This is a genomic window from Mesorhizobium sp. WSM4823, from assembly GCF_055811195.1.
The window spans coordinates 78,108-99,946 of record NZ_JBVVQL010000006.1 but is presented as its reverse complement, the minus strand read 5'-3'; the positions used below and the strand labels follow the sequence as shown (position 1 = coordinate 99,946).

26 protein-coding genes, 1 tRNA gene and 2 pseudogenes are annotated in these 21,839 nt (G+C 63.2%); 13 read left to right on the top strand and 16 right to left on the bottom strand.

All coding sequences use genetic code 11. From position 1 onward, the window contains the following. Positions 1–109: 109 nt before the first annotated feature. Together AC0L26_RS17420 and AC0L26_RS17415 are read right to left on the bottom strand one after the other, a co-directional pair. Positions 110–430: a Bbp19 family protein gene (locus tag AC0L26_RS17420; RefSeq protein WP_473633649.1), complete on the bottom strand. Its 321-nt coding sequence runs from the start codon at positions 428–430 to the stop codon at positions 110–112. Next, the gene (locus tag AC0L26_RS17415) at positions 427–2,187 is read right to left on the bottom strand and encodes a portal protein (RefSeq protein WP_473633648.1); all 1,761 of its coding nucleotides are present in this window, start codon (positions 2,185–2,187) and stop codon (positions 427–429) included. The genes AC0L26_RS17420 and AC0L26_RS17415 overlap by 4 nt, the downstream gene beginning before the upstream one ends. Before the next feature lie 128 nt (positions 2,188–2,315). Between AC0L26_RS17415 and AC0L26_RS17410 the strand changes: the two genes are divergently transcribed. After that, positions 2,316–2,930, top strand: a complete 615-nt coding sequence (locus AC0L26_RS17410; protein WP_473633646.1) for a methyltransferase domain-containing protein — start codon at positions 2,316–2,318, stop codon at positions 2,928–2,930. Between the two features lie 383 nt (positions 2,931–3,313). Here the strand turns inward: AC0L26_RS17410 and AC0L26_RS17405 are convergent, their stop codons facing one another. The 5 genes and pseudogenes from AC0L26_RS17405 to AC0L26_RS17385 all read right to left on the bottom strand — a co-directional run bounded on the left by AC0L26_RS17405 (position 3,314) and on the right by AC0L26_RS17385 (position 6,407). After that, positions 3,314–3,883, bottom strand: coding sequence for a hypothetical protein (locus tag AC0L26_RS17405; protein ID WP_473633645.1), 570 nt, complete (start codon positions 3,881–3,883; stop codon positions 3,314–3,316). A 20-nt stretch (positions 3,884–3,903) separates the two neighbouring features. Beyond that, positions 3,904–4,675: pseudogene (locus AC0L26_RS17400) on the bottom strand (phage terminase large subunit family protein); the annotation flags it as partial. 293 nt (positions 4,676–4,968) lie between these two features. Beyond that, a pseudogene (locus AC0L26_RS17395) lies at positions 4,969–5,589 on the bottom strand (terminase large subunit domain-containing protein); the annotation flags it as partial. Continuing rightward, positions 5,567–5,995 carry a hypothetical protein gene (locus tag AC0L26_RS17390; protein ID WP_473633644.1) on the bottom strand — a complete coding sequence of 143 codons (429 nt, stop codon included), beginning with the start codon at positions 5,993–5,995 and terminating at the stop codon, positions 5,567–5,569. The gene AC0L26_RS17390 and the pseudogene AC0L26_RS17395, both read right to left, overlap by 23 nt. A 4-nt stretch (positions 5,996–5,999) precedes the next feature. Further along, the gene (locus AC0L26_RS17385) at positions 6,000–6,407 is read right to left on the bottom strand and encodes a hypothetical protein (protein ID WP_473633643.1); all 408 of its coding nucleotides are present in this window, start codon (positions 6,405–6,407) and stop codon (positions 6,000–6,002) included. A 78-nt stretch (positions 6,408–6,485) separates the two neighbouring features. Here AC0L26_RS17385 and AC0L26_RS17380 point away from each other — a divergent pair, with 78 nt between their 5' ends. Beyond that, positions 6,486–6,725 carry a hypothetical protein gene (locus tag AC0L26_RS17380; RefSeq protein WP_473633642.1) on the top strand — a complete coding sequence of 80 codons (240 nt, stop codon included), beginning with the start codon at positions 6,486–6,488 and terminating at the stop codon, positions 6,723–6,725. Between the two features lie 270 nt (positions 6,726–6,995). Then, positions 6,996–7,301 carry a hypothetical protein gene (locus AC0L26_RS17375; protein WP_473633641.1) on the top strand — a complete coding sequence of 102 codons (306 nt, stop codon included), beginning with the start codon at positions 6,996–6,998 and terminating at the stop codon, positions 7,299–7,301. A gap of 52 nt (positions 7,302–7,353) precedes the next feature. Here the strand turns inward: AC0L26_RS17375 and AC0L26_RS17370 are convergent, their stop codons facing one another. Continuing rightward, positions 7,354–7,788: a DoxX family protein gene (locus tag AC0L26_RS17370; RefSeq protein ID WP_473633640.1), complete on the bottom strand. Its 435-nt coding sequence runs from the start codon at positions 7,786–7,788 to the stop codon at positions 7,354–7,356. 125 nt (positions 7,789–7,913) lie between these two features. Then, positions 7,914–8,660: a tryptophan 2,3-dioxygenase family protein gene (locus AC0L26_RS17365; protein WP_473633639.1), complete on the bottom strand. Its 747-nt coding sequence runs from the start codon at positions 8,658–8,660 to the stop codon at positions 7,914–7,916. Positions 8,661–8,821: 161 nt separating this feature from the next. Here AC0L26_RS17365 and AC0L26_RS17360 point away from each other — a divergent pair, with 161 nt between their 5' ends. After that, entirely contained in the window at positions 8,822–9,292 is a 471-nt protein-coding gene (locus AC0L26_RS17360) for an Lrp/AsnC family transcriptional regulator (protein WP_473633638.1), read from the top strand. Between the two features lie 40 nt (positions 9,293–9,332). On the opposite strand, the gene AC0L26_RS17355 is transcribed toward AC0L26_RS17360, so the two are convergent. Then, positions 9,333–9,512 carry a hypothetical protein gene (locus AC0L26_RS17355; protein WP_473633637.1) on the bottom strand — a complete coding sequence of 60 codons (180 nt, stop codon included), beginning with the start codon at positions 9,510–9,512 and terminating at the stop codon, positions 9,333–9,335. A 347-nt stretch (positions 9,513–9,859) separates the two neighbouring features. Here AC0L26_RS17355 and AC0L26_RS17350 point away from each other — a divergent pair, with 347 nt between their 5' ends. From AC0L26_RS17350 to AC0L26_RS17330, 5 genes are all read left to right on the top strand, one after another. Then, a complete protein-coding gene (locus tag AC0L26_RS17350) occupies positions 9,860–10,411 on the top strand; it encodes a hypothetical protein (protein WP_473633636.1) in 552 nt (183 codons plus the stop codon). Positions 10,412–10,550: 139 nt separating this feature from the next. Further along, a tRNA-Gln gene (locus AC0L26_RS17345) sits at positions 10,551–10,624 on the top strand. Between the two features lie 113 nt (positions 10,625–10,737). Further along, positions 10,738–10,920, top strand: coding sequence for a DUF3606 domain-containing protein (locus AC0L26_RS17340; protein ID WP_473633635.1), 183 nt, complete (start codon positions 10,738–10,740; stop codon positions 10,918–10,920). Between the two features lie 193 nt (positions 10,921–11,113). Further along, positions 11,114–11,290, top strand: a complete 177-nt coding sequence (locus tag AC0L26_RS17335; RefSeq protein WP_473633634.1) for a hypothetical protein — start codon at positions 11,114–11,116, stop codon at positions 11,288–11,290. A gap of 181 nt (positions 11,291–11,471) precedes the next feature. Then, positions 11,472–11,657, top strand: coding sequence for a hypothetical protein (locus AC0L26_RS17330; RefSeq protein ID WP_473633633.1), 186 nt, complete (start codon positions 11,472–11,474; stop codon positions 11,655–11,657). A 1-nt stretch (position 11,658) separates the two neighbouring features. Here the strand turns inward: AC0L26_RS17330 and AC0L26_RS17325 are convergent, their stop codons facing one another. The 4 genes from AC0L26_RS17325 to AC0L26_RS17310 form a co-directional block, all read right to left on the bottom strand. Then, entirely contained in the window at positions 11,659–13,755 is a 2,097-nt protein-coding gene (locus tag AC0L26_RS17325) for an EAL domain-containing protein (RefSeq protein WP_473633632.1), read from the bottom strand. Positions 13,756–13,916: 161 nt separating this feature from the next. After that, positions 13,917–14,516: a YdeI/OmpD-associated family protein gene (locus AC0L26_RS17320; protein WP_473633631.1), complete on the bottom strand. Its 600-nt coding sequence runs from the start codon at positions 14,514–14,516 to the stop codon at positions 13,917–13,919. Positions 14,517–14,687: 171 nt separating this feature from the next. Beyond that, positions 14,688–14,885, bottom strand: coding sequence for a tautomerase family protein (locus AC0L26_RS17315; RefSeq protein ID WP_473633630.1), 198 nt, complete (start codon positions 14,883–14,885; stop codon positions 14,688–14,690). Between the two features lie 33 nt (positions 14,886–14,918). Then, positions 14,919–15,659, bottom strand: coding sequence for an SDR family oxidoreductase (locus AC0L26_RS17310; protein WP_473633629.1), 741 nt, complete (start codon positions 15,657–15,659; stop codon positions 14,919–14,921). 100 nt (positions 15,660–15,759) lie between these two features. Here AC0L26_RS17310 and AC0L26_RS17305 point away from each other — a divergent pair, with 100 nt between their 5' ends. From AC0L26_RS17305 to AC0L26_RS17295, 3 genes are all read left to right on the top strand, one after another. Continuing rightward, positions 15,760–16,665 carry a LysR family transcriptional regulator gene (locus AC0L26_RS17305; RefSeq protein ID WP_473633628.1) on the top strand — a complete coding sequence of 302 codons (906 nt, stop codon included), beginning with the start codon at positions 15,760–15,762 and terminating at the stop codon, positions 16,663–16,665. A 147-nt stretch (positions 16,666–16,812) separates the two neighbouring features. Next, complete coding sequence (locus tag AC0L26_RS17300) at positions 16,813–17,424, top strand: hypothetical protein (protein WP_473633627.1); 612 nt, start codon at positions 16,813–16,815, stop codon at positions 17,422–17,424. 110 nt (positions 17,425–17,534) lie between these two features. Then, positions 17,535–18,266 (top strand): SDR family oxidoreductase, encoded by a 732-nt coding sequence (locus tag AC0L26_RS17295; RefSeq protein ID WP_473633626.1) that lies wholly within the window; start codon positions 17,535–17,537, stop codon positions 18,264–18,266. Here the strand turns inward: AC0L26_RS17295 and AC0L26_RS17290 are convergent. Next, a complete protein-coding gene (locus tag AC0L26_RS17290; RefSeq protein ID WP_473633625.1) occupies positions 18,217–19,158 on the bottom strand; it encodes a LysR family transcriptional regulator in 942 nt (313 codons plus the stop codon). The genes AC0L26_RS17295 and AC0L26_RS17290 overlap by 50 nt on opposite strands. Positions 19,159–19,184: 26 nt before the next feature. After that, positions 19,185–20,087: a S1C family serine protease gene (locus AC0L26_RS17285; protein WP_352937654.1), complete on the bottom strand. Its 903-nt coding sequence runs from the start codon at positions 20,085–20,087 to the stop codon at positions 19,185–19,187. A gap of 291 nt (positions 20,088–20,378) precedes the next feature. On the opposite strand from AC0L26_RS17285, the gene yghU reads away from it, so the two are divergent. Continuing rightward, the gene (yghU, locus tag AC0L26_RS17280; protein WP_354487918.1) at positions 20,379–21,245 is read left to right on the top strand and encodes a glutathione-dependent disulfide-bond oxidoreductase; all 867 of its coding nucleotides are present in this window, start codon (positions 20,379–20,381) and stop codon (positions 21,243–21,245) included. The last annotated feature ends 594 nt before the right edge of the window (positions 21,246–21,839 follow it).

Genomic DNA, 21,839 nt, shown 5'->3' with positions numbered 1-21,839 from the left:
CAGGGGCCCTATTCTGGTCCCGTTGTGAGCTGGGCGGGTTCGTGGACTCGCATGAATGATACGCCGGAGCGGGTCGTGACCACGGCGAGGCCAGCGCTCCTAAAGTCCCTTACTCCTCCGCCCTCGCCGCCTTCTCCAGCGCCGCCAGTTGTGCCTCGTCCAGCGTCAGAAACCCCATAATGTGCTGCACCACTTCGGCCCGCGCGTTGCTCAGCGCGCTATGCAGTTCGAAGCCGTTCGGTGTCCTGGTCCTGGCCATCCATTCGCCATAGGACGGGCGGCGGTAATAGCCCGTCGTCGCCGCGAGGTCGGCCAGCACCATCTCGCCATCCTGGCCCGAGAACACCCTGAGATAGGCCTTGCTCAGCGCATCGCGCGCCTTGGCCGGACCGCCGGCCTGCCCGGAATGGGCGAAACGTTTGCGGCTCATGCGCCGGCACCCGGCGCAGCCGGGCCGCCCGGCATGTCAGCCTGACCACCCTGCAGCATGCCTTGCAAACCATCGAGCAATCCGCTGTCGCGCGCCTGCACGGCGGCGGGCACAGCATCCTTGGCCACCTTGCCGGCAGTGGCGATCGCCGCCATGCCGGCCTGCGCAGTTTGAGCCTTGGCCCTGGCGTCGCGGATGCCGGCGACCTCGTCCTTTCGCCGAAAAATGCGCTGCGGGCTGCGGCCGGCGCTCTGCACGATCTTCAGCGCCTCGTCGCCGTCGATATTGTCCATCACGCCGGGATCGAACTGCGCCATCTGCATGGCCGTGGTGACCACCTGGATGGTGTCGCGTGCCTCGGCCGAACGGCGCAGCACGTCGAGCGGACCGGTGAAGGTCGGCCGCACCGCCTTGCCGGCCAGGCTCGCCGGCGGCAGGAAGCGGCTGTCTTCCTCATATAATCCTTTGTCCTCGAGGAGGCCGAGTTCGCGATCGAGGTTGGAAGCAAAACCGGCCTGGATAATCGAGCCCGACGGTCCGAGCAGCGCGCCCTTCTCTTCCTGTCTGATCAAGGCTTCGGTCGCCGTCATCTGGGGGTTCTGCACCAGCGTCTGGAACAGGTTGACGAACATCATGTCGCGGATCTCCTCGGCCCGGCTTTCCGCGTAATTGAACGCATAGGTCGGGTTCTGGCCGGTGGCGATCGGCGCGATCAGCGGCCGCCCCTGATCGTCGATCAGGCCGGGATAGTTCTCGCCGGGATTGAGCACCGGCACATAGTCGAGCCGCGCCTTCGAAGCGGTGGCCGGATCGGTGATCTGCTGCAGGGCGCGCAGGCCCGAGCGGCGCACGGCGTTTTCCTCGCGCACCGTGGTCAGCGCCTCGATGGTCGGCGAGATGCCATAGGGGTCGCCCTCGTAGCGGCGCCAGTTGAAACACGACACCGGGAAGGAGCGGAAACCGCTCTCCCTGACGATGACCTCCTCGTCCTCGATGACGTGATAAGAAGCGAATGCCGTGTCGAGATACTGGTAGGAGCCGCCCAGCCGATACATCTTGCGCTCGTCGCGCGGTTGGATGCACTGGATCAGCGAAATCTTGGTCTCGCATTTGGCCGGGTCGTCGACCAGCATCTTGATCCGCGCCGGCAGCTTCTCATAGCCGAGCAGCTGCGCCGCCTGCCGCGCGGTCCGCTCGTAGCGGCGGTGGAAAATATCGACCTGGCCCCAGCGGTTGCGCGAGAGAAAACCCTCGACCACCGGGATCGAGGCATAGCGGATCAGCGTGCCGCCAAACCCTTCCTCGGCATAGAGATAGGCCGGACCGTAGCGCACGACATTGCGCAGGCAGGCTTGCGTCGCCGGCACGAAGTTCGAATTGGCGGAATAGCGCAGCGCAAACAGGAAGTCGCGAAGGCTTTCCGCCCACTCCTTTTCCTCGTCGCTCTCCTCGTCGTTCATGGCGGCGGTCGACAGCCCGTGCCATTTTTCCGACTGCGGGATAATCAGGCTCTCCAGCCCGGCAGCCAGCCGGTTGGCGGCCGAGTTAATGGTGTTGGCGTAGACGCGCGCACCGCGCCGCTCCTGCCGCTCGGCCTGTGAGCCCGCGCCGGATTGCCGGCGGCCACTCCAGACATCGGGCGCATCGGGATCGCAGAATTCCGACACCGCCTCCCAAACAGCCTCATACTGGCTGCGCTCGCTCTCCAGTTCCGCCTGTCGCGACAGGATATCGTGGGCACGGGAATCGCTTGTCATGGCAATCTTTCTTCGGTGGTGTCGCTTGTTCGAGGCTCAGATCTTTTTCTGGGAGCAGGTCGAATTTTGCCCACTTTTTCGATGTTCAAAGATATCGCGGTGGGCCTTTGCAGGAGGCCAATGTGGCAATGACGGAAAGCCTACCCGGTTCCTTGACGAGGCGAAGCAAGCAGGTTGCAAAGCGGCTTATCGGCTACGATTCCCGCAACTGGCTGCGCATCACGCAAATCGAGGCGTTCACCGCGTTTCTTGAGGCGGACGGCCGCAAATCGTCTGACGTGATCGAGGTGTCGCCCGGCTGGAACCGCTATTGGAAGGCGATGTGCTCCAACTATACCTCGGTCGATTTTCCCGACTTCGACATCTGCAAGGACCGCACCGACCGGCAATATTCCGTCGTCATCGCCGACCAGGTGCTGGAGCATGTGCAACGCCCACTCGCCGCGGCACAGAATATCCACGCCATGACCAGACCGGGCGGCTGCGCGATGGTGGCGACGCCGTTCCTGTTCAGGGTGCATGCCAGGCCGCACGACTACAACCGCTGGACTCCAGCCGGCCTGAAGCAGGTACTGGTCGAAGGCGGCTTTCCGGAAGCGGGCATAGAGGTGTTCAGCTGGGGCAACAAAGCCTGCGCAAAAGCCCATATCGGCGGCCCGGTGCGCGCCTACGGCCTATGGCGAGACCTCAGTAACGACGAGGAATATCCGCTGATGGTCTGGGCGTTCGCGAAGAAAAGATGAGACTCGGAGAAACGCTGGCGCTTGAACACCCCCCTCTGGCCTGCCGGCCATCTCCCCCTCAAGGGGGGAGATCGGATGTCGCGTCGGCTTTCGCAAACCACCAACGCTGGAGGGCTGGCAAAAGGTAGAAACTGCCAATCTCCCCCCTTGAGGGGGAGATGTCCGGCAGGACAGAGGGGGGCCTGCTTGGCGCTACCCCTGCCGCCGCTTCACCAGCCGCCCCAGCCGCCGCCAGGTCCACCAGGGCCAGCCGCCCCGGTTCCTGAACACCCGTTTCATCGCGCCCATTTCACACCCCCAGAAGCACGCGGCGCTGGCCGGTAAGATCACCGGGCGCGAGATCGGTCTTCACCGTGCCGGCTGTGCCCCGGCGCTGCTCGAGTTCAGCCCGCAAGGCTGCCTCGCGCGCCTGCACGTCCTTGTCGGCGATGGTCGGTGTCGAAGGCAGCGGCTTCAAGGCGGGTGGTTTTTGCAACAGGCACATGGTTCCAGCTTTCTCTTGTCCAGTCGAAGAGGATGAAGGTTTCGCCGTTGCGGCCATAGCCCGGTAAACGGCAGCGTTCCGTGGCGCCAAGCCGGCCAAGCCAGCGCAGCGCCAAGTCATTGGCGGCAAGCGCCCGGGCCTCGACCCGCCAGGCGCCGCGCGCTGCAACCTGCGGCCCGAGCACCTCGTGAAAGAACCGCGTAATCCCAGGCACGCAGCGCCTCATGCGGCGCGTGCCCCAGCTCCAAGCGATCCACAGGCCGCTGCGCTGCTCGGCGGCGCCAAAGCCGGCTTCCGGATTGCCGTCCAGCTCGGCGACATAGGCAAACCCCTGCAGCGCCGTCAGCGCCAGCAGCGCCGGCGACCACTGGTCGAGCTGGCAGTCGATCTCAGCCCGGTCCTCGGGGCGCAGGTTGGCAGCGATGTAGCTGAGGTCGCGCAAAGTGGCGGGGATGATACGGACGGTCATGGTGTATGGCTGCCGTCAAGTTACCGAAACGCCCCTAGCGGATCGCTCTGCCCGACCTGCCTGCGCGCCGCCTTGAACTCCGCCGGATCGACCATCGCTTCCCTCAGCATCATCACGCCGTAGCGGGTCGCCGCCATCAAATCGTCGCGCAGCTTCACCACCTGGCCGCCCTTGCGGTGGTAGAGGCGGAATTCCTCGAACCAGGGCAGAAGTGTCGAGAACACCTTGAAACGACCGGATTGCATGCGATCGAGCATTTCCATCAGCCCGGCTTCGACCGAGACCGAGCCGTCTGGGAATTGCGCATGGCTGGCCAGCATGTTCAGCCCATGCGCCGCATATTGCCTGGCAAGCGCCACGCCGGCACCTTCCAGCGTCTCGCGGCGGCCGTCGCGCGGCCACGCCCAGGGCAGCCATTCGCCCCAGGGTTTGAGCGTCAGCGCCTGCATCGCCGGCGTCTGCTGCGATGCCCGGCAGGCTTTTGTGACATAGACGACATCGGCCTCCGTATCCCAGGCAAGCTCGACCGCGGCCGACGGATGATCCCAGCCGAAATCCAGCGCGCCGAGCCGCGGCCAATAGCGCGGCAGCCGGAACGGCTCGCAGGCGATCAGCTCCTCGGCCACCGGAAAGATGCGGCCGGAGCCCAGCACCGGAATGCCCTTGGCCCTGGCTTCGCGCTCATGCGCTGGATAGGCCGATATGATCTCGGCGCGCTGCTGCGGCGTGTAATGCTCGGCATCGTCGATGGTCATGAAGGTGACGTGGCGGGTCATCGGGCGCCCTCTCGGCTTGAATCATTTTGGGAGATGCGGTGGGTAGCGCGTTGTTTGGGCGAGAGCTTTTCGCGCTGGCGGGACAGCGCCCCCCTCTGTCCTGCCGGACATCTCCCTCACTTGGGGGGAGATTGGCAGTTTCCGCGTCCCGCTTGCCTGCAACCGTTGGAGATTGGCGAACCCCCCTCGTGGGGAGATGTCCGGCAGGACAGAGGGGGGCGCAAAGGAACGCAAAGGATGAGAGGAAGCGAATGCATCCTTCCTGAACTCTCCTCACCCCTTCCCCATTCCCTCCACCTCCTCCGCCGACAAAAACAACAACACCACCTCCGACATGCCGAGCAGCGGCGTGAAGGTGACGATGGTGATGCCGCCCGTCGCATTGGTGCGGGTCAGCCCTTCGGAATAGACGTTGAGCGGCGGTTCCTCGTCGAACCAGACGCCGTGCAGTGTCTCGCCCTGCCATTTCTCGCGGCCCTTCTCAAAACTCTTGAACGACAGCACCGATTCAGCGGCCTGGACGTCGCCGCCGCCGCCATGGCGGACCACCACGCTGTCCAGCCCATGCGGCGCGCCGCGCCCCACGATGGTGCTGACAATGGCATCGGCCGGGATCATGCCGGTGCCCCACGCCGCCGGCTGCTGCGGCGGGCCGATCAGCATGCGCTGCGGGTTGTCGCGCGTGCCCTCGGCGGTGACGCCGGCCGCCCACAGCCGCACGGCCGTGTCGAACACCTTGCCTTGCCACCACTCGGGATAGCGGCCGGTCAGGTGCATTGCCCATTCGGCACCGCCGGCCCTTGTCTTGCCAAGCTGGTTGCCGGCCATGAACAGCCGCTCGCGGCTGGTCGCACCCGCCGCATGGAACTCGGCCTGTTTTGGATAGGGCCGGTAGGCGGCAAGCTGATTAGTGCGGCGTCTGCGGTCCAGTTCGCTGAGCAGGCTCAGATACTCGGTCTTTGCCGCGGCCTGGCTTTTCGAGGCCAGGCTCTTCGAGGCTCGGCTTTTCGAGACCCGGCTGTTGGAGGAACGGCCGGAGGACGGCTTCGAGGCCGCGGATGCGCTGCCTGATTTCGTCATCGCTCAATCCATCCAGAGTGTTGATGTTGGCGCCGAGATCCTTGGGCAGCACCGACAGCACGATCTTCAGATACTGGTCGGGTTTTTCCGCACGCACCTCGGCGATGACGCCGGCGCCGTGCGCCCGGAAATCGGCACGGATAGCTTCCAGGAAACCATCGGCCAGCGTCTTTTTCGTCCGCTTCGGCCGGGCGGACGGCCTGGCTTGCGGCGTGGATTTCGCCGCAGCCGGCGGATTGTCGGTGATCTCCGCCATGCCGCTACTCCGCAGCCCCGGTAGGCGCCGCGATCTCGGGCTTCGTCGCTGTACCGGCCTTCGCCGCTGTCTTGCGTATCGGCCTTTTGTGGGACCTGCTCCCCTTGCCGGTGCGCACCGGCTTAGCCTTTGACTTGAGCCTTGCCGCCTCGGGCTTCGCCGCCTCGGACAAGGCCTTCAGCCTCGCTCTGACGAGACCCACCGCACTGCCGCTAACACCCGCCTGCGGAAACCCGAAGCCACCGGCCGCATCGACGGGACCGCCCCGCACCATGCCGATCCGCACACCGGCCGCAACGGGCTCGAAATGGCCAGCGCGCCCCTGCGGCGCCGCACCCTCGAACTGGCCAAGGGCGCTAACGACCTCGCGGCCGTCATCGTCGGTGATGATGGTTGCGTAACGATTGGACATGGGGTGATCTCTGGACGCGCGTTGCGGAACGGATGCATCGATGTGAGGCTTGCCACACGACAGTGGCGGGGCGAGACTATGAATAACCGGATCGCGAAAACTCTGACCGACCTGGCGGCCACCCGCCGAGTCATAGTGTTCGAAATCCGCGGCGGCCTCTTCCAGTGGATGGAGGAAGAACTAATCCCTGCCGATCCGGAAAATGGCTACCCCCTGCCTGAATGGCGTGGATGGCGGACATCCGGGCTGTTCTCCCTTAGCCATGAGGCTGAGCACGAAGCGCGTATGACCGTTGCATGGCTGCGGGAGATTGGCTGAAACAAAAAACCCGCCTCGGCGGGCGGGTCGTTGGCGCAAATCAGCATCATGCCCGAATCTATAGCATAGCTGCCGGCACGATGTCAATGGTAAAGCGGTCGATTAAAGGAAAAAATTCCTGAAGCGAGCGATTTGCACACGAGAGCCTGCGAAGCGCCCGATCCCGGTACCGCCATGCCGGATCGGAAAAGACGCTCGCGCGTTTGCAGCTTGATGCATGTCGCCAAAGCTCGGAACGCGACGTGCTTTAGCCAATGGGAGCAACCAGCTATGAATGTCGCCAATCTGCAACTCGAAGGCCTGCTGATGGCCATCGCATCGATCAACCAGGTCCTTGTCCGCAAGGGCGTGCTCTCGGTCGAGGAGATAGACATCGCCTTGCGCAAGGCCGAAGCCGGCGAGACCAGCGAAGAACGGTCGGAAGGCATGTCGGCATCGAGCCGCGATGCCGTCAACTTCCCGATCCGGCTGCTGGAACTGGCCAATCAGTGTCAGCCGGAGGCGGATATGCCGTCATTCTCGAAACTGGCGCGCATGGTCGGCCAAATGAAGGAACCCTACAACGACCAGATGTGACGTCGCGATCGCCTCCCCGTGTCGGAATGCCGCTTGCCAGCCAAAGATTCGATCAGCTGGCCGATCCCGGTTTCCAGGTCAGCACGCGGCCAGGCCCATGCACTGCGGCAAACAGCAGTCCGGCCAGGAAGCTGAAATGGTCGACGAAGAAGCCGAACTCGGCCTGGTTGCCGGCCCAGTGCGACGGCCCGTGGAAGGCGAAGCCGAGGAAGATGACGTAGAAGGCGGCAACGAGCGCGGCCGGTGTGAAGAAAGCGCCGGTCAGGAAGCATATGACCAGCACCACTTCAAGCAGCGCCGCGCACCAGGCCAGAAACAGCGGGAACGGAAATCCGGCGGCGGCGATGTAGCCCGCGGTGGCACCCATATCGGTGAACTTGAAGACCACCGCCAGGAGGAAGACGGCCGCGAAGATCAGCCGGCCGATGAGGATTGCCGCGGTTTGCCACGGCGTTTGAGCGGGTGATTGAGCGGTTTCCAACGACATGATGTCCTCCAGGCTTGCGACGGGTTTCGCCCCAAGGACGATACACCAGCCGCAAACCCGACATCATCCCCGAAGAATACTAGCTGGGCCAGCGCAAATCGCCGGCCGCAGGTGCTGGGCTCGGACTACTCGGCCGCGTGGTGGCTGATCGGTGCCCGCACTGTGCCGTACTGGCTGCCCCAGCGGTCGGTCATGGCGCAGCGGACATCCCACAGTTCCGGAAAGAACCGATGGCGGGCGCCGGCCTCGAGCAGTTCGACCGGCCGGCCTTTCAGCGATTTCGAGCCCAGCCCGATCGAGCGATGGATGAGGTAGAGGTGGTTGGCGCGGAATTTCTGGAACAGCTCGTCGAATTCGATCAGCGCCTCGGCCACGACGTAGCTGTCGCCATGATCGTAGCCGGTATCGTAGACATCCTCGACCGAGAGCCCGCGGCCATCGAGATAGGACGCTTTGAAAGCCCGCCACAGGTCCGGCGGCATGCGCAGCAAGAGTTTGAAGCCCGGCGATTCCTGGCCGCTGCCATTGCCGAGCTGCAGCCGAATCTCCTGGTATTCTTTGGGCGACATGGTTTCGAGCAGGTCGAGTTGCGCGGTCATCATGCGCATCAGCCGATGCACGCGGCCCATCAGCGTGACAATCCGATGCGTGTTCTGCTGCTCGAGGAAGTCGACGACATCGATCAGCGTATAGGTGATGAGCTTCATCCACAGCTCCTCGACCTGGTGCACGATCTGGAACTGCAGCTCGTCGGCATTGACCATCTCGGCCAGCGGCTTCTGGCAGGCGAGAAGCTTGTCGCACCTGAGGTAGACGCCATAGTCGCGCATTTCGGGTGCTTCGATACGGGCATAATAGTCCGGCTTGTGCATGGCAGCTGCTCCTTTGCCCGGCCCATCGGCTCAGGGCATCTGTTCGGTTCGAGTCCTGGAGGATAAGCGCTTTTGGCTTGAACATTGTTCCTTTCTGTTATCCAAATGGCATAAAATGAAGGACGGAAGTTCGTTCATAGAACGATTCGGGAGAACGGCTTATGCTGGATGCCCTCGACCGGAAGATCGTCGCGGTGCTGGAACGTGACGCGCGGATCTCCTTCGCGGCGCTTGCCGACGAGGTCGGCTTAAGCAAGACGCCGTGCTGGAAGCGGGTCAAGGCGCTGGAGGACGCCGGCATCATCCGAGGTTACTCGACACGAATCGACCCGGCCAAGCTCGGCTTCGGCATAGAAGCCTTCATCCAGGTGTCGATCGATTTCGAGCTTTCCGAAGCCTTCGAGACCGCGGTCCAGGCACATCCGCTGATCCGGCGCTGCCACGCCACGACGGGCGATGCCGACTATCTCCTGCAGATCGTGACGGTCGACATGATGGCGCTGGACAGGATGTTGCGCGTCGAGCTCAGCCGCCTGCCCGGCGTGCGCCGGACGATCACCTCGATGGCTATGCGCGAGATCAAGGGCGGCATTTCCTTTGCCAACGCCGTTGGGCATGCGCAGAAGCGATAGCGGGCCGACAGAGGCTGGGGTTTCATTCGATTTGGATGGTTCAGGCTGCGGTTTTGTCGGGCTTGTCTATCCTCGGTGCCGGGCTTGGGGCTGGATCGACGTCCTGCTCCTTCTGCTGTTCGGCGTCGGCTTTCCGCTTCGGGCAGTCCTCGTAGCCATGGTCGCGCCCGCCGCAATAGGCGCAGCATTTTGCCGGGATATCGGGGCGAAACATCGTCATGCATTGAAATGCACGTGGCGCCCGTCTGGTTGCGTTGCACCGTTACGCTTCGCTTACATTAGGGATTTAGGCGCTGAATCCGAGGCTTTAAGGCGTGTAGCCCAGCACGGCCAGGACCGACAGTCCTGCAACCAGGCCAATTGCAATAACAATGCCGAAATGCCGTTCCAGGAATCTGGGCGGCCCCTGCCAGTCGTATCGCATGTCTGAAACTCCGCCGGGTAATCTGGGGCGAAACGTTCAGGCGTCAAGGCCGGCGGTCCTGACAGCGGTAGACTTGACAGGCGGTAGACAGAACGCTGCCATTGTTCATATCGTGGTTCATATCCGAACGCGGGACGGCACTCATGCCCGAGCATCCTTCATCAGCGGGAGAAAGCCTTTCCCAGCCCGCTGCGGCACCTGACCCTCGCCTGGCCTTCGTCTATGCGGAGGCGGTGCGGGGTCTCCAACACCAGCAGAACGTGGTGGAGAGCCTCAATACGCGGGCGGGCAATCTGATCTTTGCAACCGCGTTCGTGAGTTCTCTTCTCGGCGGCAGGGCTCTCGTGGATGGGCTGGGGCTGTGGGACTGGCTGGCGCTGGCGCTGCTTTTCCTGATCGGCCTGCTGGTCGTGATCATGTTGTGGCCCTACTACAACCTTACGTTCCGCTTCGACCCGGAGCAGCTGCTCCAGGATTTTGTCGATCATAATCCTTCTGAAACCCAAAACCCTTCTGGAGCCCAAACCCCTTCTGGAACCATGGATGTGATGCACCGCGCGCTTGCGCTCCGCATTAAAACCGACATGGCCAGCAACTGGCGGATTATTCAGCGCCTGCGCGTCGCGCTACAGCTGGCCTTGTTTCTATTGTTGCTGGAGCTTTTGGCGTGGATGCTCGCGATAGTGCGGGTCTAGGCTCAGGGCCCGGACAGTTCATTGGCTGACCCAGAAAGCTCTCGCGCTTATGGACCGGGGTGCGCATTTTCCGGAATGAAGGCATGAAGCGGCTTCATGCGTGAATGAGAAGGTGCTAGACAGCGTCCACTTCCTCTATTCCCGCTTCGTCTAATGGTAGGACAGCGCCCTTTGAAGGCGTGAATCGTGGTTCGAGCCCATGAGCGGGAACCAGCCGCGCCCGTGCCGATCGGGCTGCTGCAACGCGCCAGCACATTTTTGAAATTCCCAAGGATGGTCGGCCGGACCAGGGGACCCTATAACGACCAGATGTGACGGAGGACGACATGGCCGACGACAAATCCAAGATCAAACAGGACCGCAAACCGGCCGCCGGCGAGGAGCCTTACGACGTTGCCGCTTTTGCGAAAAAATACGGCATACCGCCGAGCGAGGCCGCGACCATCATCAAGCGGTACGGGCCTTCGAGAAAGAAGCTCGACGCGCACATGGCAAGCCGCAACGCCTGATCCGGGTCCGCGTTCGTCGATCCGGACATCATCCGGTTGACCAAGCCGCCTGTTCCTGCCTGCCGGCGCAGTCGGCCGGATTCAACGCCAGGTTTCAGGAGCGCAATAACTCATTTACTTTGACGCGCTACCACCCAGGCGGGAAATCGGTGGGGGTCGGATGTCGGACCGTGTATTGCGCTTTGAATGTGTCATGGAGCCAACCGGCCGGTGGATGATCTGGGACACCAGGCTCGATATTCCGGCCCAGTTCTCGGCGCTTGCGCTGACCGGCCTCTGTCACGGTGAGGCCGTTTCGCTCTGCAGCCTCTTGAACGAGACAGACTCCGAGGCCGCCTCGATCGAGGCCCGGCAGAGCCGAGCCTCCTGATCGTAGCGCTGTCAGCAGCATAAACTTTCCTCCCTGGAACGCTGCCTTTGACTGCAGAAGGCGTATTGGCCCGGCAGGCGGATCTCGCCCACCAGCCCGCTCGCCATTTGCCCGGGATTTTGCCTTGACAAACAAAGGTGCTATATTAGCTGACTAATCGATTCACAGTCGGCGAACCGGCATGGCCAAGAAGAAGTCAAAACTGGAATCTTCCAGCATTTCCGCAGTCTCTTCGGCAGAAGCCTATGAGGCGACCTATTTTGCCCGCAAGTGCGGCCTGACGCCGGATGAAGCGCTGAAGATCATGCGTGAAGCCCAGGACTGGGTCAGTACGACGACGTCATCCGGCGCCAAGCGGAAGAACTAGTCTACGCTTGCCGTCCCGCCGGCAGGGCCACTTGCGCGCTCGCTCGTGCCACGATCGCTTGCAGCGGCTCCGGCCGGTGCAACAGAAATCCCTGGCCGAAGGCAACACCCATGTCCCTGAGGATGTCGAGCGCATCCTGTTCTTCGATCTTCTCCGCCACCACGGAGCAGCCGAGGCTTCTGGCGATGCCCGATATGGCCGAGACGATTTCGCGGTCGAAGCGGCTCTCGGCAATATGCTCGATGAAGGACCCGTCGATCTTGATCACGTCGACGGGAAAGCGCCTGAGATATTCGAACGAGCTCATGCCCGCCCCGAAATCATCGAGGCTAACGCGGCAGCGCCGCTCGCGCGCCTTGCGGACGAACTGTTCGGCAGCCGTGAAATTTGTGACCGCAGCGGTTTCCGTGATCTCGAAGCCGATGCCCGAATGCGGCGCCCCGGTCTCGTCGATTGCGGCGTCGACGAAATCCCAAAGCTGCGGATCGCTCAGCGTCTGCGCCGAAAGGTTGAAGCCGAGCGTGAGCGCCCCCGACCTCAGCGCCGGCCCATGAAGCGAGAGTGCCGTCCTGATGATCCAGCGGTCGAGCCGCGAGGCAACGCCGAACCGCTCCGTTGCCGGGATGAACTCGCTCGGTGGGATCAGCTGTCCATTGCGCCCGACGAGACGAGCCAGGACCTCGACTTGGCGGCTCTCTCCCCAAGATTTTCCGAGCCGGTGGATTTCCTGGCCGAACAGTTTCAGCCTTCCGTCCTCCATGGCGTCGACAGTGTCGGCTGCCAGCCGCGCCGCATTGAGGCCGCCGGCGCCGGATGTCGTCTCGGGGGAGAACACCGCGAAGCGATTGCGCCCGGCGGCCTTGGCCGCATAGCAGGCGTCGTCGGCACAGGCGAGCGCGTCAGCCACCGCAGTATTTTGATCGGCGACAAAGGCGATGCCGATGCTGGCGGCGAGCTTGCGCGACGTCGCCGTCGAGCCTAGGTCCGCGTCGCGAACCCCCGCGAGGACATCGCCAGCCAGACGCTCGGCTTGCGCTGCATCGCAATCGGGCACCAGCAGCGCGAACTCGTCGCCGCCAAGGCGCGCGGCATGCGCCGACGGCGGCAGGCAGCCCAGAATGCCCATGGCGACACTCTTCAGCGCGAGGTCGCCGGCGGCGTGGCCGGCGAAGTCGTTCAGCGCCTTGAAGTAATCGAGATCGACGTAGAAGACTGCGAGCGGGCGCGCCGTTGCGATATGATGGGCCAGCAGCCGGTCGAATGCGGCACGGTTCAAAAGGCCGGTCAGGGCGTCGTGATGAGCCGCATGGGCGAGTTCCTGCTCGCGTTGCTTCGTCTCGGTGATATCGCGCACCGTGCCCAGGATCTGGCCTGACGATTGAGCGTCGGCGATGAAGCGTATCAGCGATTCGACATGTCGGACCTCGCCGTCCCGCTTGACGATCCGGTATTGCACGGCGACGACCTTCTGGGTTTGCAACGGCACCTTGTGGGCCCGCTCGGCGTTGTCCCTATCGTCCGGATGCAGATAGCTGTGCCAGAGGTCGCTCGACACCTCGTCGGTGTCGGCGACAAGCCCGAAGATTTCCCGGGTGCGCTCGTCCCAGTAGCTTTTGTGTGCGGCAAGGTCGTGATGCCAGATCCCGGTGCCGCTGGCCGCCAATGCCAGGCGAAATCGAGCATTGACCTGTTCGAGCTCTGCTTCCGCTTGCTTCTGCTTGGTGATGTCGGTCTGGACGCCCATAAGCCGGATCGGCCGGCCTTCAGCATCCCGCTCGACCACACCGCCGCGATCGAGAACCCACACCCAGTGGCCGGATTTGTGTTTCAGCCTGAGTTCGGTCTCGATAGAATCGGTCAGGCCGGCAATGTGGCGTTCGCCGCTGGCCACCGCCCGCTCGCGATCGTCTGGGTGCGTCAGCTGCAGCCAGAGGTCGCTTGTCTTGGCAAGCTCACCTTCGCCATAGCCCAGCATCTGCGACCACATCGCCGAGTAGAAACAGTCGCCGCTCGCGAGATCCCAGTCCCAGACTCCAAGATGCGCGCGTTCGAGCGCCAGCTCCCAGAACTCTCCGTTGCGATCCTTCTTTTCGGCCATGCCCTGCACTTCGCCCGACCCGTCGCGGCCATTGTGCGGCAAAAGCAAAGAAGAAACCGTTACTGCGCAAGGAGTGGGCGACGGGGTATGGAGGCACTACGAGGGCAGTGCTTCTAGAGCGGTTCAGGAAAAGTGTGGCACGAACGCCCGGCCACAACCCCTCACTTCTTCCCTTGCGGGTAGATCGTCTCGCCGCGCTTTAGCATTTCGACAAACGCCGCGATCTTCTTCTCGCGTCCGGCCTCGGTCTTCATGTTGTGGATGCGGAAGGCGAGCGCGAAACGATTCTGCGCGCTGAGCGTTGCCATCATCGCCTTGGCCTCGGGCACGGCATCGATGGCGGCCTGCAAATCGCCGGGGATTTTCATGTTCTTGCCGCTTCCATAGGCGCGCGCCCAGCGGCCATCGGCCTTCGCCGCATCGATCTGTTTCAGCCCGTGTTCGGTCATCCGGCCCTGCTCGATCAGCCGGGCAACGTTGTCGACATTGATCTGGCTCCAGATGCTCTTGCTGCCACGCGGCGTGTAGCGCTGCAAATAGCTCTTGTCGTCGAGCCCCTTGCGCACGGCGTCGATCCAGCCCCAGCACAGCACGACGTCGATGGCCTCCTTGGGCGTAATCGAAGGCAGCCCCGAACCGACCTTGTGGATCTTGATCCAGACCTCTGTCTCGGTGTCGTGGTGCTGGCCGAGCCAGGTGTAGAAGATTTCGGCATCGCTGAACTCGCGCACCTTGGCAGGATCGACCTTGATGGGCGCCATTAGCGGGCCGGCCTTTTTGCGGTGGTCATCGGTTTCCTCCTTGCTGCTTCGCCTTCATCTGATGAAGCAGCAACGGAGCCACCGTTGCAAGGCTGGCGAGACAGCGAAACTGCCAATCTCCCCTCGACGGGGGAAGATCGGCAGCGTCACCGAGGGCTCAAGATGCCGCCGCTAATCCCCAGGAATCGTGAACACTTCGTCGGCGCGGCCGTAGCCGCCGTCGGCGACTTCCTCGATCAGCACCATTGTGTAGGGCCGCACGCCTTCGCCGAACATCTCGACGAACAAAGCGGTGGTCTTATGGATGAGGTCTTCCTTCTGCCGGGCGGACAGAGCGCGCTCAGGCACCTTGAAATTTGCGAATGGCATGGCGTCGATTCCTTGTTGGTTGTTGGAGAAAAATCAGACTGTGCCGCCATTGGCGCGCAGCACCTGGCCGTTGATCCAGCCGCCATCCGGCCCGGCGAGGAACGACACCACCCCGGCGATGTCGGCTGGTTGGCCGAGCCGGCCGAGCGGGATCGTCTTGGTGATGGTCTCGACGAGCGTCTCAGACTTGCCGCCGAGGAACAGCTCGGTCGCCACCGGCCCCGGCGCCACGACATTGACGGTGATGCCGCGCGGCCCGAGTTCCTTGGCCAGCACATGCGTCATCGCCTCGACGCCGGCCTTGGTCGCGGCGTAGACGCCGTAGGTCGGCTGGTAGAGCCCGACGACGCTGGACGAGAAGCTGATGATACGGCCGCCGTCGCGAAGCCGCCTGGCGCATTCGCGCATGCCGCGAAACACGCCGCCGAGGTTCACCGCGATCTGCCGGTCGAAATCCGCGTTGTCCATCTCAGCGAGCGGCGCAAGTTTCATGATCCCGGCATTGTTGACCAGCACGTCGAGCCCGCCGAAGGCCTGCTCGGCAGCGTCGAACAAACGCGCCACGTCAGTGGGCTCGCCGACATCGGCCTGGGCGGCGATTGCCACCCCGCCCGCCGCCTCGATCTCGCGCACCACGCTGTCGGCGGCTTCAGCGCCTCTGGCGTAATTGACGACGACCGAAAAGCCGTCGCGAGCCAGCCTTCTGGCGATTTCCGCGCCTATGCCCTTCGAGGCGCCGGTCACCAACGCCGCCCTTCCATTCTGTATAGCCATGACGGATCTCCAATTCTTGTCGCCTGAAGGTAGGTGATAAATTCACCGGGATAATCGTTCGGGTCTTGCCAACACCGTTCGGATATGGCGAACAATTGCCATGGACAGTCTCGACCGGATGCGCCTTCTCTCCCGTGTGATCGAGCGCGGCAGCTTCACCGCCGCCGCCGCCGACCTTGGCCTGTCGCGATCCACCGCCACCGAAGCGATCAAGCAGCTGGAGGCGCGGCTCGGCGTCAGGCTGCTCGAGCGCACCACGCGCCACGTCACCCCTACCCTCGACGGCCAGGCCTATTACCAGCGTTGCCTCGCCATCCTGGCCGATGTGGAGGATGCCGAGGCCGGCTTCCAGGCGGCGCAGCCGCAAGGGCAGCTCAGGATCGACGTGCACGGCTTCATGGCTCGCCATTTCATCCTGCCGCGGCTGGCCGAGTTCCTCGACCGCTATCCCAGAATCGATCTGCATATCGGCGACGGCGACCGGCTGGTCGACCTGGTGCGCGAAGGCGTCGACTGCGTGCTGCGCTCCGGCGAACAGGCCGACAGCGGCATGATCGTGCGGAGGGTAGCGACGCTGCGCGAGGTGACCTGCGCCAGCCCCGCCTATCTGGAGAAGCACGGCGTGCCGGCAACGCCTGCCGATCTCGGTGGTCATGCAATGGTCGGCTTCCGCTCGTCGCGGACCGGCGAGGTCATGCCGCTCGAATTCACGGTGAGCGGCGAGCTACGCACCATCACGCTGCCGAGCCGGGTGACGGTCAACGGCTCCGACACGATGGCGGAGCTCGCTCGCCTCGGCTTCGGCCTCGTGCAAGCGCCGCACTACCGCTTCGCCGGCGATTTCGCGCGCGGCACGCTGGTCGAGGTGCTGCCGGACTATCCGCCGTCGCCAACGCCACTGTCGGCGCTCTACCCGCAAAACCGCCAGCTCGCGCCGCGCGTGCGGGTGTTCATCGACTGGGTAATCGGGATTTTTGGCGAGGATGAGAAATCGGGCCCGGCGTGATCGTGCCGGGGCTGCTGGCTACTTTGAGCAGGTCGCGTCCTTCGCGCCTGCGGCGCCCATGGCGGTTCTTCCCGTCGTACTGTAGGAATTTCCCTGGCAGAACCGGCCTGGTGGACACGGCGGGCTTCAACTTGGGGAAATATTGCCATGCGAGCGATGCTGTTCGGCCTGATGCTGTTGCTGCCGACCATGGCCCGGGCGGAACCGATCGAAACCCAGAAGATCATCACCGCGCTGACCGGCGACTGGAATGGCGACAGCGCCGTCGATCTGGTGATGATCGTCGAGACCAAGCCCGGCGACCCGATGGACATGTACTTCTTCCTCAGGGACCGCGAGGCCAACTTTCTAAAACCTGCCGGCATCGTGCGTGAGCAGATCTACGGGGAGTGGAACGGTTACGACCGGCCGGGCTACGAGGCTTCCGACACCGAGCCGGGGCTGACCGCATTGCCGAACGGCTCGATCAAGCTGCATCTGCCGGCAATGCCGGTTGGTAGTAAACGAACCAACCAGACGCTGACGCTCGCATACCGCAGTGATGCCTTCATCGTCGCCGGTTTCGCCTATAACTATCACGATTATCTTGAGGACAATGTCGCAAGCGATTGCGACTACGATGTTTTGTCCGGCAAGGGCAAAAGCAGCAAGATGCAGCCCGATGGCACCACAAAGCAGAAGACCGTGGCGGTGGAAGGCAAGGTCATTGCCTTTTCGGAGTGGAACCCCGGAATAGGCTTCAGCGCCTGCGGCGAGTGAGGCACGCCGCACCATCGGATTTTCCGATAGCACTATCGTTTTCTTCCGTTTCCGCTTCAAACCCAGACCTGCGACTTCCCTGACGAAGTGATCGTCTGTGGAAGCGAAGGATGGCGGATGTGGCAAACAAGAAAGTTCTGGTCGTCGGCGGCAGTTCGGGGATGGGTCTGGCGCTGGCAAGGCGATGTCTCGAGGCTGGCGCCGAGGTCATCATCGCCGGGCGCAACGAGGACAGGCTGAAGCGCGCCCGCGAGCAACTGGGTAATCCTGCCACACTGGACACGGTCGCGGTCGATATCACCCGGGAGGACCAGGTCGCCGCTTTGTTCAGGCGGATCGGCCGGCTCGACCATATCGTCAGCACCGCAGCCGACATCGACGGCGCCTATCAGCTGTTGCCTGCGGTCGAGCTGAAGGCTGCGCAGAGGGTCGTTGAAAGCAAATTCTACGGGCCGCTGCTGCTGGCCAAATACGGCGCGCCCATACTCTCGGCCACGGGCTCTATCACCTTCACATCCGGTATCGCGGCCTACCGGCCAGCGGCACGAGGCTCGGTCGTCGCCGCCGTCAATGCGGCACTTGAGGGGCTCGTGCGGGCGCTCGCCGTCGAACTGGCGCCCATCCGCGTCAACGCGGTCTCGCCTGGCTGGGTCGATACGCCGATCTGGGGTTTCGTTGCCGGCGACAAGAAGGACGACACGCTGAATGCGATGGCAGAGCGGCTGCCGGTTGGGCGGATCGGACAACCCGACGACATCGCCGACGCTATCTGCTTCCTGATGGGCAACGCCTTCACGACAGGGACGACACTGCATGTCGACGGCGGGCATCGGCTGGTCTGACCGGCGCGAAATTGGCGCCCGCGGCCGCCAGCAGCAGTTTCAATGCGGGCGGCTGAACCCGTCTGCGGCGCCAGATCATGGCGAACGACGCTGTGTCAACCGGACCCGGCCAGGGCATTTCGATGACCTCGCCACGATCGAGCGCCTCGACCACCGCCAGGCGCGGCACCAGACCAAGGCCGGCCCCAGCCGCCACCAGGCGCGCGATCGTGCCGATGCTGCCGACTTCGGCGGCAAGCCTCGGCGATGCAATGCCTGCCTCGGCAAATGCCTTGTCGAACAGGTGGCGATAGATGCATCCGGCTTCGGTGACGACGAAGCGCGTGCTGGTAAGCGCCGTGAGATCGCCTCTCATCGCTGCTTCCTCAGGAGGAACGATGAGGATCAATGGCTCCGCCGATAGCGTCCGCTTGGCGAGGTGCTCGTCGACCTTGTCGAAACCGTCCCTGTCGAAGCAGAAGGCGACGTCGATGTCGCCATCTTTCAGCTTGCGCATGAGATCGCCGCTGCCCGCGACCGTCAGCCGAAGCTCGATGTCGGGACGGGCGGCCTGGAAATCCGGGAGCCACTGCGCAAGCTTCGCCGAGGCGATCGTCTCCAATGCGCCGATCGTCACCGATCCGGCGGTATGTCGGGCAGTCACGTCCACAGCCGCCCGTGCCTCTTCGGCCAGCATCAGAATGCCTTGCGCGTAAGGCAACAGCGTGGTGCCCGCCGGCGTCAGCTGGAGGCCTTGCTTCGACCGTGTGAACAGCACCGTGCCAAGCTCGGTTTCAAGCGTCTGGATCTGGTCGCTCACGCTCGATTGCGCGAGGTGGATCTCCTCTGCGGCGCGGGTGATGTTTCGACATCGCGCAACCGCGAGGAACGTCTTGAGCAGTCTTGGATGCATCAGGAGGATCTGACCAGTTGCCTGCTTTACTGCAGCTGAGGCTTCTTGAGAAAGCTGTTGCGGTCGGCCGACTTGACGCGCAGCCAGGTTTCGCGGCCATCGCGCACTACCCGCAACGGGATTTCGGCGCCCGCCGGGTTCTGCCACAGCTTGCGGTAGAAATCGGCGAGCCCGTCGACTTCGCCGTCGCGCACATCCGAGATGATGTCGCCCTGGCGCAGGCCGGCTTCGGCTGCCGGGCTGCCCTCGGCGACACTCATCACCACGACCTCGCCATTGCTTTCGGCGGAGAAGGCGCCAAGCCAGGGGCGCGGTGGCTTAGCAACTTGGCCGCGTGTCAAGAGATCGTCGAGGATGGGCGGCAGAAGGTCGATCGGCACCACCATGTTGATATCGGCGATCTCGCCGGCGCGGCTCATCTGCAGGCGCAGCGAACCGATGCCGAGCAGCCTGCCGTCCTGCCCGATGAGTGCCGCACCTCCCCATGACGGATGGGCCGGCGCGGTGAAGATCGCCTCGTCGAGCAGATACTCCCAATAGCCGGCGAATTCCTGCTTGGTGACGATGTGCGCGCTGACTGACTGGCCGATGCCGTCGGCCAGCACGACGGGATCGCCGGCCTTGGCCCTGGCTGCGTCGCCGAGGGCTACCGCGGGCAGGCCGAGCGGCGCCAGCGCCTGCACCAGACCGAAGCCGGTTTCCTGGTCGTAGGCGAGCGCGTGCGCGGGAACCACACGCCCATTGTGGTCGGTCAGCCAGACTTCTTCCGCCTCGGTGATGAGATAGCCGATGGTAAGCACCAGCCCGTCGTCGCGAATGACCACGCCGCTGCCTTCCCGGCTCGTGCCCAGCGCATTGGCAGTGAAGGCGTCGTCGGGGATCGAAGCGCGCACCGCCACGATGGATCGCAAAATTGTATCGATAGTCATGCTTTCAATCCCGGCAATATTCATGGCGGCCGGCAAAGGCCTGATATCTCCTATAGGTATGGCGCATGTGGCGAGGCGCAAGGGCATCGGTGGGCCCTTACCAAAGGCGAGAACGTGGATCGGCACGCAGCATCGATAATAGTTCAACACAAGTTGAACTTCCTGCTGCCCGCACTACCTGTATCGCCACGCTATCTGTATCTATGTGTGGATGAGCCCGCTCCATCCTCGCTCCTCTCTCGTTGTGCAAGCTGAACGTCCCACGCCCTTCCAAACACAAGGCCTCCCGAGATGACCGAATACACTCCGCCGAAAGTATGGACCTGGAACAAGGAGAATGGCGGCGCCTTCGCCAGCATCAACCGGCCGATCGCCGGCCCGACGCATGATAAGGAGCTGCCCGTCGGCAAGCATCCGCTGCAGCTCTATTCGCTGGCGACGCCGAACGGCGTCAAGGTGACGATCATGCTGGAGGAACTCTTGGCGCTCGGCCACAAGGGCGCCGAATATGACGCCTGGCTGATCAGGATCAACGACGGCGACCAGTTCGGCAGCGGCTTCGTCGAGGTCAATCCCAACTCAAAAATCCCGGCGCTGATGGACCGCAGCGGGCCAAAGCCGATCCGCGTCTTCGAATCCGGCTCTATCCTGGTGCATCTGGCCGAAAAATTCGGCGAATTCCTGCCGACCGAGCAGCCGGCGCGCGCCGAAACCCTGTCATGGCTGTTCTGGCAGATGGGCTCGGCGCCCTATCTCGGCGGCGGCTTCGGCCATTTCTACGCCTATGCGCCGGAAAAGATCGAATATGCCATCGACCGCTTCGCCATGGAGACCAAGCGCCAGCTTGATGTGCTTGATCGGCGCCTGGCCGAGACTGAATATCTGGCTGGCGCCGACTACACCATTGCCGACATGGCGGTGTGGCCGTGGTATGGCGGGCTGGCGCTCGGGCGCATGTACAATGATTCCGGCGAGTTCCTGTCGGTCCAGGAATATAAGAACGTACAGCGCTGGGCCGCCGCGATCGATGCGCGACCGGCCGTACAGCGCGGGCGCATGGTCAACCGCGCCTTTGGCGAGCCGGCGATGCAGCTCCACGAGCGCCACGACGCCAGCGATTTCGACACCAAGACGCAAGACAAGCTGGCGGCGGAGTGAGCGGCGAAGCTGCCGATCTCCCGCCTCGTGCGGGAGATCGCAGCGTCATCCGCCCGCCTCGTCTCGACCGCGGATATCCGGAGCCGGTCGGGCAAGAAGCGTCCTTTATCTTCTGGGGTAGCGATTGCACGAGCCTCAGGCAGGCTTCCGCGCGGCCCAACCCAGGTATATGTATCAGGAAATATATACTGGCTGACTAAAGTAATAGAACGTCCAAAGCACATTTCCAGAACCGAACATGTCCGGCTTCAAAAGGCTTAGACCATATTGTCTATTTCAGCTACATTATGATCTAAGCATATGACATTCAGCCCGCATGGATCTGAATCTCGACACGCCCGGATACCGATGGTCCGGCCAGACAGCGGGTCGCGGATCACCTGTGTGTCTTTCGCCCGGCTCTGTAGATCAGCCGGACGACGAACACAAAATATCCAACCTGCAGAACGATCAAGGTCAGGACTGTCCAACCCAGCGCCTTCCAAATTGAACCGGTCGCCAAAAAAGTCGAGAGCGCCACGACGAGTGACGCGGTGGTCGTCCCCACCAGGAACTGTGGAAAATTCATCGCTTTTCAAGGTCGTCCCGGAGCTT